Source organism: Pedobacter sp. UBA4863 (assembly GCF_002399615.1).
In the GTDB taxonomy this organism is placed as follows: domain Bacteria; phylum Bacteroidota; class Bacteroidia; order Sphingobacteriales; family Sphingobacteriaceae; genus Pedobacter.
This window is the reverse complement of sequence record NZ_DHDZ01000038.1, coordinates 138,414-151,451: the sequence shown is the minus strand read 5'-3', so window position 1 is coordinate 151,451 and position 13,038 is coordinate 138,414. Positions and strand designations below refer to the sequence as shown.

Below are 13,038 nucleotides of genomic sequence, written 5' to 3'. Positions count from 1 at the left end.
TAAAAAGAAACGGCCTCGTGATAATTCCCCCAAAAAGCACTTAACTTGTTGGGGGATTTTTTTATGGTGTTAAATACCTTTTGCTGTAGGTTATGCCCATTAAATCGTAACGCTTAAACTGTGTTTTTAACCGGTTTAAGAAATCTGGGAAATTCTTTTGTTCTTTTTGCGACCATTGAATTTCACTTAGTGCGTCCATACGAGGGAACAGCATATATTCAACTTTTGCTGGGTTTGCAATATATTCTGACCATAAATTACCCTGTGCGCCCCAAATGTATTTGGCTTGTTCGGCATTCAATTCAGCAGGTACAGGTTCGTAGTTGTAAACTGTTTCTAAAGGCAAAAATTTATTGGCAGCTAAACTGTCGTCTTTCATAAACTGCTTATGGTTTAGGTATAGTTTTTCTTCTGGCGACATGATGACTTTCTGACTTACCTTTGCTGCGGCAATGCCACCTTTTTCGCCACGCCAGCTCATTACCACGGCATTCGGTGCTAAGCCGCCATCTAAAATCTCATCCCAGCCAATAATGGTTTTGTCTTTGCTATTCACAAATTTCTCAATGCGATGAATGAAATAACTTTGTAATGCAATTTCATCTTTAATGCCTTTCTCTTTCATGATGCGCTGCGTTTCTGCAGATTGTCTCCACCAAATTTTCGAAGCCTCATCACCTCCAATATGGAGGTGTTTTGAAGGGAATAATGCCATCACTTCGGTTAAAACGTCTTCTAAAAAGCCGAAAGTTTTTTCACTTGCCTGAAAAACATTGTTGTACTTGTTCATCATGCCCCAAGTTTCTGCTACTTTGTAACCGCTTTTAGGATCGGTGCCAAACTCTGGGTAAGCGGCCAAAGCTGCCATGCTGTGTGCTGGCATTTCAATCTCGGGAATAATGGTAATGTATCTATCTGCTGCGTATTTAACTACTTCCTTAATTTCATCTTGTGTATAAAAGCCACCATGACGAATACCATCTGTTTTAATTGTAGCATTTGTAGGTGTAATTTTAACCTCATTTGGTAAAACTTGATATTTGATTTGCTCGTTGCCTTTGCCTGGCCATAAGCCAACAATACTGCCATTACGCCAAGCACCAATTTCGGTTAGTTTCGGATATTTCTTGATTTCTATTCTCCAGCCATGATCATCTGTTAAGTGCCAGTGGAAATAGTTCATTTTACGTAAGGCCAAATAATCGATGTATTGTTTAACGGCCGCTACATCGAAGAAATGACGGCTTACATCTAAGTGCATGCCACGGTAATCGAAGCGGGGGTAATCTGTAATGGTTACTGCTGGAATATTTAATGCTGATGCTTTAACTGTAGGTAGCAATTGAATTAAGGTTTGTGTGCCGTAAAATACGCCAGCTTTTGAAGTTCCGGTAAGTGTAATGTTTTTTGTAGAAGAACTTAGTGCGTAAGCGTTATCGAACTCGCTTATTCTTGTGTTGATCTGTAGTAAGATATAGTTTTCAGTAGGTTTCACATTAGTAATGGTAAGCTTGTTTTGCAAATATTTTTCAAGATAGCTGTTGAAGAAAGTTGCTGCATTTTTAAGCGAATCATTTGCTATAACAATTCGTGTTTGACTATTAATAATAAAACCTTTTTGCTGTGGTTCTGCTTTTAAGTAAACCGGTTTGGGTATGATATTCACTTGAGCCATCGACAGTAGTGAAACAGCGAACATTAAACTAGTTAATACAAATTTCTTCATACTCAAAAATAGTGTTTATTTACAAAGTAAGCGCATGACTTGAATGTTTTTGAGTTTTTATGCAGGTTTTTGCATTGCATGGCTGTCAAGAAATGGCTGCTTTGTTAATTAAACCTGATTGAGCGGATGGCCGCTAACCGAAAAACTTTCATAGGGTGAGGCCAAAAAAAATCCCGATAACTTGCGCTATCGGGATTTAATATTTATCGGTTGGTTTAAGAATTAGCCTTTAGCTTTTTTCTCTTCGCCTTCCATTTGTGATTTCAATTGAGCCAATACATCAAGATCACCTAATGTTGATTTCTCTACTGAATCTTTCACTTTTTTAACTGCTGAGCTCGCTGCTTTAGCATCTTTTTTCTTAGCTGCTCTTTCTTCTGCAACTACTTCTGCTTTAGCTTCTTCCCAGATACGAGCGTGAGAAACTACGATACGTTTAGCATCTTTGTTGAATTCAATGATTTTGAAATCAGCAGTTTCTTCAGCTTTCAGTACAGAACCATCTTCTTTAGCCATGTGTTTTGTTGGTACAAAACCTTCAACGCCATATGGTAATGCAATTACAGCACCTTTATCAGTTACTTTAATTACTGTACCTTGGTGAATTGAATCTAAAGTGAATACGGTTTCGAAAGTATCCCAAGGGTTTTCTTCCAATTGTTTGTGACCTAAAGATAATTTGCGGTTATCAACATCAAGTTCTAACACAACAACATCTAAAGTATCGCCAACTTTGGTGAACTCGTTAGGATGGTTGATTTTTTTGCTCCAAGAAAGGTCAGAAATGTGGATCAATCCGTCAATTCCTTCTTCAATTTCAACAAATACACCGAAGTTAGTCATGTTTTTAACAACAGCTTGGTGTTTGCTTCCAACTGGATATTTCTCGGCAACGCCACCCCAAGGGTCTTGAGTTAATTGTTTGATACCCAAGCTCATTTTGCGCTCATCGCGGTCTAAAGTTAAAACTTCAGCTTCGATTTCATCACCAACTTTTAAGAACTCTTGTGGAGAACGTAAGTTTTGTGACCAGCTCATTTCTGAAACGTGGATTAAACCTTCAACACCAGGGATGATTTCTAAGAAAGCACCGTAATCTGCAACAGTTACGATTTTGCCTTTTACTTTAGAACCAACTTGGATAGCTGTGTCTAAATTCTCCCAAGGGTGAGCAGTTAATTGTTTTAAGCCTAATGCGATACGTTTTTTCTCATCGTCAAAGTCTAAAACAACCACGTTGATTTTTTGGTCTAACGCCAATACTTCTTTTGGATGCTCTATGCGGCCCCAAGAAATATCAGTGATGTGTAATAGACCATCTACGCCGCCAAGATCGATGAATACACCGAAATCAGTGATATTTTTAACAGTACCTTCAAGTACTTGTCCTTTTTCTAATTTAGAAACGATTTCAACTTTTTGCGACTCTAAATCGTCCTCGATTAATACTTTGTGTGATACCACAACGTTTTTGAACTCATGGTTAATTTTAACCACTTTGAATTCCATTGTTTTACCAACATAGATATCGTAATCACGGATTGGTTTAATGTCGATTTGAGATCCTGGCAAGAACGCCTCAACACCCATGATGTCAACAATAAGACCACCTTTAGTGCGGCTCTTAACGAAACCGTTAATGATTGTGTCATTGTCAAGCGCAGCGTTGATAGTTTCCCAAGAACGTTGAGTTTTTGCTCTCTTACGAGATAAAATTAACTGGCCATTTGCATCTTCAGGTGCTTCTACAAACACGTCAACTGAATCGCCAATTTTCAACTCAGGTAAATCACGGAACTCAGATGCCGATACTAAACCGTCAGATTTGAAACCTACGTTTAATACTACGTCTTTGTTGTTAATTGATACTACTGTACCAGAAATGATCTCACCTTGAGTGATTTGATTGAAAGTATCGGTGTACATTGCTTCAAACTTTTTACGGTCTTCGTCATTGTAGTTACCAAAAACTTTGTCGTCTGCATCCCAGTCAAAATCTGCTGAAGGGGTTGCTAATTGTGATTTGATCTGTTCGATCGATACTGAATCAGCTTCTGACTCAATAGTTTCCTTTTGGTTCAAACGGGCGTCTGCACCTTGTAGTTCGGCTGTTTTAGCCTCTAGTTCTTTTTCTGCAACTTGTTTTTTTGCCATTAATTAATTATCTCCTTTTTTCCCTATTTAGGGACGGCAAAGGTACGCATAATATTAAAAAAACAAAACTATTTTTAAATAAATGTTACTGATATTTAGTGCGTTGAATTTTGGTTTAGCGGTTTTTTTATCTGCACTTTGTCATCCTGAGTACAGCGAAGGATCTCTTTCAAAATTCGCTTAGCCTTGTTTCGATTTAAATGCCAACTTTTTTGGGAAATTTTGTCAGCATAATATAGGTAAATACAGTCCCGCTATCCGCTGCAATCTTTTTGTGTCCTCCTTTCACGTCATTTCGAACGCAGAGAAAATTGAAAATCAACGAAGTTAAATCTGTTAAATCTGTGCTGCTAACTTAGAGATTTCTCAGTCGTACCTCCTTCGAAATGACGCAATCTTTGCTCTTCGGGATTACAAATCCCGAAGTCCTACCTAAGTATTTTTAATCTGATTAATAAAACAGGATTACAAATCCTGCGATATGTAGTTCGACATTACAAATGTCGAACAGCAGAAATTTAATAATTACTTTTTCTTCAATTTTTCCAAAACCTTCTCCAACTTCTTTTGATCATTTGTATAAGGTTGCAAATCAAATAACTTCACCGTTCTAAATTCAATAGGGTGACTTTCACTTTGCAAAGCGATATATCCGCCAGTTAAGCGCTTACCATCTTCCTTAACTTTAGGGTCGAAATTAGCCACGTTACCACCGCCAATTTTAGGTTTAGTATAAGTTAAAACAGTGTCTTTGTTAATAATATGCTTAATTACCGAATCGCCTAATACCAAAAACTCGGCAGTAACCCACTGTTCGCCGTGGTAAGTTTTTGATGTGCTATTTAAGCAGTGCGGTGTAAACAGTTTGTCTTTAATCTCTATGGTTGTTCCTGGTGTACAAACATTGCCAGTAGGGCGTTCGTCTTTTCCGTTGCCACCTAATAATTGTGCTTCTACAGAAATAGGAAAGTCTTGGTTTTTTAGCATGGTAGCAGGGTCTTGGCAGTGCAACATCGCTCCGCTATTTCTCAAAGCCCAACCTTCGCCACCTTTGGCCTGTTCGCCAACAAAACGGTACTGTATTTTTAATAAATAGTGTGAGAATGGTTTTTTATAGAATATATGGCCATATTGTTGGTCAAATTTATCGTAGCCATCGTATTTTACTTTCATCAATCCATCTTGTACGTAAAAAGTGTTGCCAAAATTTTCGTTGTAATTGTGCTTGGCAATTTTAATGTTCCAGTCTTTTAAGTCTTTGCCATTAAAAAGATTAATCCAGCCTTTTTGGTCAAAAGAAGAGAAGGTGCTAAGTGTAAAAAGTAAGGTTAATATATGTTTCATCCAATTCGTATCTAATGGATGAAATATAAGAGAAAATTTATAGAATCAGTAAAAAAATTATACAGCTTGATTTAGGAATGGTTCAACTTTCTCTAAAGCAAAAGCCAATTGTTCTTCTTCAGTAATATCGGTATTGTCTAAAATAATAGCGTCTTCGGCACGTGTAAGCGGGCTTTCCTCTCTGGTGGTGTCCGCATAATCACGATGGGCAATGTTTTCAAATACTTCTTCTAAGGTAATAGTAGTATCGCCTTTGGCTAACATTTCATTGTAACGGCGTTCTGCCCTAATTTTAGGGTCGGCTGTCATGAAAAATTTCACCTGCGCATCCGGAAAAACAGCCGTGCCAATATCACGACCATCCATTACAATGTTTTTCGATTTTCCCATGCGTTGCTGCTGTTTCACCATTTCTTTGCGCACTTCCTTAATGGCCGAAACTGGGCTTACCGCTTCAGAAACCGGCATTAATCTGATTTCATCAGAAACTTCTTCGCCATTTAAGGTGATGTGCGATTCGTAATCTTTTGAATGGAAGTTTAATTCGATGTGCTGCAGGGCATCTACAACGGCATCGTGATTTTCAAAATCCACATTGTTGCGTAAAAAATACAAGGTAATGGCTCGATACATGGCACCACTGTCGATATAGATAAAGCCTAATTTCTTTGCTAGTGCTTTTGCTAAGGTACTTTTTCCGCAAGACGAGTAACCATCTATGGCTATCACCAGATTTTTTCTCATATTGCTGCAAATATAATACAGTTAGACCTACTTAATGAAATTAAAACTACTTTTGTGCCATGTTACCAGAACCCGCAGAAATATTGAAAATAGTGAGCTTTAAAACCTCGAGAAGTGGTGGTAAAGGCGGGCAAAATGTAAATAAGGTTTCGAGTAAAGTAGAACTTGTTTTTAATATCGACGAGGCGCATTTTTTTACTGACGAAGAAAAGCAACGTTTAAAAGAAAAACTGGTGTCGAGGTTAGATACCGAAGGTTTGCTACACGTAATTTCGCAAGAAGATAGAAGCCAGTTGTTAAATAAACAACGTGCTTTGCTAAAGCTTACGGCAATTTTGAAAGCTGGCTTAACAGAGCAAAAACCTAGAAGGGCAACTAAAGTTCCAAAAGCAGTTAAAGAAAAACGCTTAGCAAACAAAGCGGCAAACGCACAAAAGAAAGAGAGTAGGAAAGCCCCTCGCTCCGCAAAAGGGGAATGGTAAAAAGTCCCTTTTAAGGGATTTAGGAGTTAAAACCGATAATACATAGAAATACTGCCGTATTGATGCGCCTTTGCATTGCTTTTAATTTCTTTAGACAAAAATATCAAGCTATAATCTATTGTAAAACGGGGACTGCTATAATTGAAGCCCAAAGTTTGCGAAAACACCAAAGGTTTTACACCAAACGTTACGGGACTATGGCCGTTAGCTAAACTACCCTGTACAGTAGCATCGTACGCCACATAATTTAACTGCGGTTTGGCGTAAAAGTAAAACTCTTTCTTTTTCAGTTTCTCCGTTTTACTATTGTTGCCAATTGCTGCATTGTAATGCACCGAATTAAAAAGCTGATTGATGTCGCCAGCTCTGAAAACTACCCCTAGGCCTGCCCCGGTAAAGGTTGTGCCAAGGTTAACATAACTGTCTAAAGTGAAATCTACAGTTTTATCGGTACTACGATGTAATAGTTTGGCGTATTGGGCACTAGTGTTGAAGTCTATGCTGCTAGCAATTTGGTAATCCCAGCCTTGTACTTCGTAAAAGCCAACCATACGATGTAATAGTTTTTGGGCATCTTCACCTAAGGCATCAGGGCCAATTACGCCTAAGTGTACACCAATTTTTAGTAAACTTTCTTTTTTATAGAAAAAATTTGCACTTGCGCCGCCATATAAATAGGCCGCAAAAGGTCTGTCGTGCGTTTTTGGATCAGGGCTATAACCGGAACGCGGATTGTACATTTTTTGTGCGGCGGTTATCTCGTAGATAAACTTTTCGAGTTTTTTGTTTAGCTTTTGCTGGTTGGTCGCATGTCTAAAATAAACGAACAAACCGTTAGTGTAATAACGATCTTGGCCGTACCAAAGATAAGCGTCATTATCACTTTTAAAAGCAAACTCGTTCTTGTACTCTTGAGCACAAGAATCATAAATAATAGCTAAAATGGCAAGAGTAGCCAGAACGAGTTTTTTGTACATTTTTTAATTGGTACTAGGCTTTGTTTTTATTGTTAAATCAATCGGATTTTTAACCTTGTCTTTTGTTAGTGCCAAATTAATCACTTCTTGCATGTCACTCACATAGTGAAATTTCAAATCCTTGATGTAATCTTCTTTAATTTCTAAAATATCCTTGCGGTTAGATTTACATAAAATGATTTCCTTAATATTGGCACGTTTGGCAGCTAAGATTTTCTCTTTAATTCCGCCAACTGGCAATACTTTTCCGCGAAGTGTAATCTCGCCTGTCATGGCTAAATTAGATTTTACTTTACGCTGCGTAAATGCCGATGTTAACGCTGTAAGCATGGTAATACCTGCCGAAGGGCCATCTTTAGGCGTTGCGCCGGCAGGTACGTGAACGTGGATATCGAAATTATCGAAAAGCTCGTAATTGATATTGAAAAGATTGGCGTGTGCCCTTAGGTATGCCAAAGCAATTACGGCAGATTCCTTCATTACATCGCCCAAATTTCCTGTTAAAGTTAATTTGCCTTTGCCAGGGCTTAGGCTCGCCTCAATAAATAAAATATCGCCGCCAACCTGTGTCCAAGCTAGGCCGGTAACTACGCCTGCCACTTCGTTGCCTTCGTATGCATCTTTATCAAAAATAGGTGCGCCTAAAATTCTTTCTACATCAGCGTTATCTAAAGCTGGTTCATACGCTTCTTCCATGGCAATTTTAGTGGCAACACCACGTACCAACGAACCAATTTTTTTCTCTAAGCCACGCACACCGCTTTCTCTTGTATAATCTTCAATTACTTTTTCAATTAACGAGTTTTTAAGCGTGATTTGTTTATTGTCTAATCCGTGTATTTCTTTTTGTTTTGGCAATAAATATTTTTTAGCAATTTCTATTTTCTCTTCAATGGTATAACCGTTTACTTCTATAATTTCCATACGGTCTAACAAGGCAGGTTGTATGGTGCTTAAAGAGTTTGCCGTAGCAATAAACAAAACATTCGAAAGATCGTAATCGGCCTCTACATAATGGTCGTTAAAAGCGCTGTTTTGTTCAGGGTCTAGCACTTCTAGCAAAGCTGATGAAGGGTCGCCTCTAAAATCAGAACCTACTTTATCAATCTCATCTAAAACAAACACGGGGTTGTCTGCACCTGCTTTTTTAATAGACTGGATGATACGGCCAGGCATAGCGCCGATGTAGGTTTTACGGTGCCCGCGAATTTCGGCTTCGTCTCTTACACCGCCTAATGCCATACGTACATATTTGCGGTTTAAAGCTTTGGCAATAGATTTTCCTAACGATGTTTTACCAACTCCCGGAGGGCCAACTAAGCATAAAATAGGCGCTTTCATATCGCGTTTTAGCTTTAGTACTGCTAAATATTCGATGATACGCTGTTTTACTTTTTCTAAACCAAAATGGTCTTTGTCTAAAACACGTTGTGCACGTTTTAAATCGAAATTGTCTTTGGTAAACTCGCCCCAAGGTAACTCTAAAAGCAGCTCCAGATAATTCATTTGTATAGAATAGTCTGGTGCAGCTGGGTTCATTCTACCCAATTTTTCTATTTCTTTATTGAAATGCTCTTTAACTTCAACTTTCCACTTTTTCTTTTTGGCACGTGCTTGCAAGGCCTCAAATTCAAGGTCGCTCGAATTACCTAATTCTTCCTGAATTGTTTTTAGCTGTTGGTTAAGGAAATAGTCGCGTTGCTGTTTATCTAAATCGGTTCTAACTTTAGACTGGATCTGATTTTTCAACTCTAACATCTGCAACTCTAGCGTAAGCAGTTCCATCACTCTTTCGGCACGTTTGCGCAGGTTGCCCATTTCAAGCATTTTTTGCTTGTCGGCCATATCGGCATTCATGTTCGATGAAATGAAATTGATTAAAAAAGAGGTGCTTTCGATATTTTTTAATGCAATTCCTGCCTCGCTCGGAATGTTTGGAGAAAGCTGAATAATTTGGCTCGACATTTCTTTAATTGCCGCTACCAAGCCTTTAAACTCTTTGTCTGCTTTATGTTTGGTTTCTACAAACTTGGCCACCACAGCTTTAATGAATGGCTCGTTTTGTACTTCTTCTACCAATTGAAAACGCTGTTTGCCCTGAATAATTACGGTAGTGTTGCCATCGGGCATTTGCAGCATCTTAATGATATGCGCTACCGTACCTACACCATGCAATTGCTCAAAGCTAGGGTCTTCAATAGAAACATCTTTTTGTGCCACTACACCAATTACCCTATCGCCTTTGTAAGCTTCTTTTATTAATTTGATAGACTTATCTCTGCCAACAGTAATAGGTATAACTACCCCAGGAAATAAAACAGTATTTCTTAATGGAAGTATAGAAAGTATTTCGGGAGTTTCTTCATTATTCATGTCATCTTCATCCTGTTGCGACATTAATGGGAAAAACTCTGTGTCTTCGTTTATAATAGGTAATGTATTAAAATCAAACGGGTCTTGTTTGTTCATCGAGTTTGTATTTATAAGGTAGGCGACAATATGACAGCATTGCCGCTTTAAATTTATCAATTAGTTGTGCAAACCTATATTTTCAACTCTTATGCCAAAATATATTTTTTTCATTAAGGATATGTTTTTTAGGCCTTATATTTCTTAAACACCTTGAAAATAAGATTAGTTTAGCATTAAGCAAACATAGTGGTTAAATGAAATATTTTTTTGGCTAGTATGCTTTTCGGCAAAAAAGTCATGCTGCTTAAAAATATTAATGGTTATCATAATTATAAATATTGTTCGTTAATTGTATAATTGTATATCAAAAAGTAAATTAGCAACTCACGTTTGGTTTATAAATGTGCGCTTATTATAAAAATATTTTAATGAAACTTATTGTAAAGTCTTGTTTACTATTGGCAACTGCCATATTTGGGTTTAAAGTTCAGGCACAGAGTGTTTTCGAAAAACAGGGTGCACAGGCTTGGATGAAGGGCGATTTTAAAGCGGCTGTGGTATCGTTGGAGAAAGCAGAAGCTAAAAATCCTAATAATACCAATGTGTTAAAAATGTTGGGCTATTCTTATTTCCAAAATGCCGATTTTGAAAATGCCATAGCTGCTTATACCCGTTTAATAGCGCAAAAACCAACAGATTATTCTGCGTATTACTATAGAGGAAAAGCAAGGCTGAACATAGCTAATGCACCTAAGGAGGCCCTTAACCAGATGCGGGAAGACTTTTATACGGCTGCAATTAAGGATTTTTCTAAAGCAATGGAAATTAGTGGAGAAGAAGATATCCAAATTTTACAGAATAGGGGAGTGGCCTATAAAGATTATGGTATATTTAGATCGTATAAGTCAAAGAAAACAGCAGAAAAAAATGCTTGTATTGCTTTGTTTAATAGTTCTATAGCCGATTTCCAGAAGATACTAACCATGCAGCCCTTAAAAAAGGATGTGATAGCTATGATTGATTATGTAAAGGCTCAAATTGCGAGTTTAAAATAAGCTTACTTCCATTCTCCCTTAATTTGATATATCTTTTTGCTAAGCAGTTTAATTTTTTGCTCACTACGAATGAAATATAAACTATCGGGATAATATAGTAAGGTATCTGTAGAAGTATAAAGGTAGTTGTTGGTTAGCTTAAATATTTTAATGCCCTTAATTTGATGATGATTTTTTATAATCTCAATTTTTTTAATGGGTATTTTTGGATTGTTAGTGGTGTAGCTTAAGCTGTTATCATTCTTTAACGTTTCGGTAAATTCTCCTTTCCATGAAGCTTTGTTAATATCAGCACTGCTGAAACTAGTTAATTCTGTTTCCCAGTTGGTTATGTGAGTATTTTTTTGCTCATTTTTGCCATTTGCACTTACGATTTTGTGTATGGTAGGATTAAATTTTTGTAAACGCACAGCTTCCTGCTTAAAATATCCAGCTACATCAAAATAATTGGGCGTACTTGTTTTTTTATCTTCTTGTTGGTTACAAGAAAACAACGATAAAACAAATACGCCTAAAATTAATTGTTTCATTATACTAAACAGTTTCCTGTCATAATTGAAGGAGCTTCTATTTCCATTATTTTTAATATGGTTGGGCCAATGTCTCCCAATTTTCCATCTGCAATGGCTTTGTAGTCCTTATCAATTAATATGCAAGGCACTAAGTTGGTGGTGTGTGCCGTATTTACGGAGCCATCTGGGTTTAACATAAACTCTGCATTGCCGTGGTCGGCCAAAATAATAAAGGAGTAGCCATTTGCAATTCCAGTTTCTACCACAGTTTTGGTGCAGGCATCAACCGTTTCTACAGCTTTAACTACAGCATCGAATACGCCAGTATGGCCAACCATATCCGGATTGGCAAAGTTTAAGCAAACAAAATCAGGCCATTGGCTTTGCAATTCCTTAGTAATTGCTTCGGTAATTCCTGCTGCACTCATTTCGGGCTGCAAATCGTAGGTTGCTACTTTTGGCGAAGGCACTAAAATGCGTTTTTCATTTGCAAATTCCTTTTCTCTCCCGCCAGAAAAGAAGAAGGTAACGTGAGGGTATTTTTCAGTCTCGGCTATTCTGATTTGATTTTTATGGTTGGCTTCTAAAACCTCGCCCAAGGTGTTGTTTAAGTCGTCTTTTGTAAAAATTACGTTCACATTTTCAAAACTTTCATCGTAAGTAGTCATGGTAACATAATACAATGGTAGTTTGTGCATATTTTGCGCTGGAAAATCTTTTTGAGAAAGTGCTTGGGTAATTTCTCTACCTCTATCTGTTCTATAGTTAAAACAAATTACAACATCGCCTTCTTTTATTGTCGCTATCGGATTTTCATTTTCATCTACCATTACCATTGGTTTGGTAAATTCATCTGTAATTCCTTCGGCATAAGAGTGCTGTATGGCTAATTCTGGACTAGAAAACTTTTCGCCAATCCCGTTTACCATTACATCATAAGCTAATTTTACACGTTCCCATCTATTGTCTCTGTCCATGGCGTAATACCTGCCTACTATGCTAGCAATCTTACCAGTAGCATTTGCTAAATGTTTATCTAAAGTGCTAATATAGTTTAAGCCACCATTAGGGGCTGTATCTCTACCATCTAAAAATGCGTGGATAAATACATCTTGCAAGCCGTTTTCTTGGGCTGCATCACAAAGGGCCATTAAATGGTTTAGGTGTGCATGTACGCCACCATCAGAAACAAGGCCTATAAAATGTACGGGTTTATTGTTCTCTTTCGCGTACGAAAATGCGTTTAATAAGGTTGGGTTATGGTGTAAGGTACGGTCGGCGATAGCTTTGTTAATGCGCCCCAGTTCTTGGTAAACTACACGTCCGGCACCTAAATTCATGTGGCCTACTTCCGAATTTCCCATTTGGCCAGCCGGTAGGCCAACCGCCTCTCCAGAAGCTTCTAGCTTTGAGTTGGGGTAATTTAGAAGTAACGAATCGAAAAAAGGCGTTTTTGCAGCATAGGCTGCATCAGATTTATCTTTTTTTCCATATCCCCATCCGTCAAGAATTAAAAGTACCAGTTTTTTAGTTTGCATTATGTTAATTGTTATTAGTAAAAGATTGTAGTACAAATATACACTGAAATAAGCCCCGAATCCAATAATTGTGAGCTTAAATGTAGATAAATGG

10 protein-coding genes are annotated in these 13,038 nt (G+C 37.6%); 2 read left to right on the top strand and 8 right to left on the bottom strand.

Features of this window, described 5'->3' with window-relative positions:
- Positions 1 to 61 precede the first annotated feature (61 nt).
- From B3I52_RS09815 to cmk, 4 genes are all read right to left on the bottom strand, one after another.
- Positions 62 to 1,726, bottom strand: coding sequence for a beta-N-acetylhexosaminidase (locus B3I52_RS09815; RefSeq protein WP_293300819.1), 1,665 nt, complete (start codon positions 1,724 to 1,726; stop codon positions 62 to 64).
- Between the two features lie 222 nt (positions 1,727 to 1,948).
- Positions 1,949 to 3,880: a 30S ribosomal protein S1 gene (rpsA, locus tag B3I52_RS09810; protein ID WP_293300818.1), complete on the bottom strand. Its 1,932-nt coding sequence runs from the start codon at positions 3,878 to 3,880 to the stop codon at positions 1,949 to 1,951.
- A gap of 525 nt (positions 3,881 to 4,405) precedes the next feature.
- Positions 4,406 to 5,224, bottom strand: a complete 819-nt coding sequence (locus tag B3I52_RS09805) for a 3-keto-disaccharide hydrolase (RefSeq protein WP_293300816.1) — start codon at positions 5,222 to 5,224, stop codon at positions 4,406 to 4,408.
- A 57-nt stretch (positions 5,225 to 5,281) separates the two neighbouring features.
- The gene (gene cmk, locus B3I52_RS09800; protein WP_293300814.1) at positions 5,282 to 5,968 is read right to left on the bottom strand and encodes a (d)CMP kinase; all 687 of its coding nucleotides are present in this window, start codon (positions 5,966 to 5,968) and stop codon (positions 5,282 to 5,284) included.
- Positions 5,969 to 6,027: 59 nt separating this feature from the next.
- On the opposite strand from cmk, the gene arfB reads away from it, so the two are divergent.
- On the top strand, positions 6,028 to 6,450 hold the full coding sequence (gene arfB, locus B3I52_RS09795; protein WP_293300812.1) for an alternative ribosome rescue aminoacyl-tRNA hydrolase ArfB: 423 nt from the start codon (positions 6,028 to 6,030) through the stop codon (positions 6,448 to 6,450).
- Positions 6,451 to 6,476: 26 nt separating this feature from the next.
- Here arfB and B3I52_RS09790 read toward each other — a convergent pair whose 3' ends face one another.
- Positions 6,477 to 7,427 carry a lipid A deacylase LpxR family protein gene (locus B3I52_RS09790; protein ID WP_293300810.1) on the bottom strand — a complete coding sequence of 317 codons (951 nt, stop codon included), beginning with the start codon at positions 7,425 to 7,427 and terminating at the stop codon, positions 6,477 to 6,479.
- Positions 7,428 to 7,430: 3 nt separating this feature from the next.
- On the bottom strand, positions 7,431 to 9,896 hold the full coding sequence (lon, locus tag B3I52_RS09785; protein ID WP_293300808.1) for an endopeptidase La: 2,466 nt from the start codon (positions 9,894 to 9,896) through the stop codon (positions 7,431 to 7,433).
- 371 nt (positions 9,897 to 10,267) lie between these two features.
- Here lon and B3I52_RS09780 point away from each other — a divergent pair, with 371 nt between their 5' ends.
- Positions 10,268 to 10,894, top strand: coding sequence for a tetratricopeptide repeat protein (locus B3I52_RS09780; protein ID WP_293300806.1), 627 nt, complete (start codon positions 10,268 to 10,270; stop codon positions 10,892 to 10,894).
- A 2-nt stretch (positions 10,895 to 10,896) separates the two neighbouring features.
- Here B3I52_RS09780 and B3I52_RS09775 read toward each other — a convergent pair whose 3' ends face one another.
- Both B3I52_RS09775 and gpmI read right to left on the bottom strand, forming a co-directional pair.
- A complete protein-coding gene (locus tag B3I52_RS09775) occupies positions 10,897 to 11,424 on the bottom strand; it encodes a hypothetical protein (RefSeq protein ID WP_293300804.1) in 528 nt (175 codons plus the stop codon).
- Positions 11,424 to 12,944: a 2,3-bisphosphoglycerate-independent phosphoglycerate mutase gene (gene gpmI, locus B3I52_RS09770; RefSeq protein ID WP_293300802.1), complete on the bottom strand. Its 1,521-nt coding sequence runs from the start codon at positions 12,942 to 12,944 to the stop codon at positions 11,424 to 11,426. The genes B3I52_RS09775 and gpmI overlap by 1 nt, the downstream gene beginning before the upstream one ends.
- Between the last annotated feature and the right edge of the window lie 94 nt (positions 12,945 to 13,038).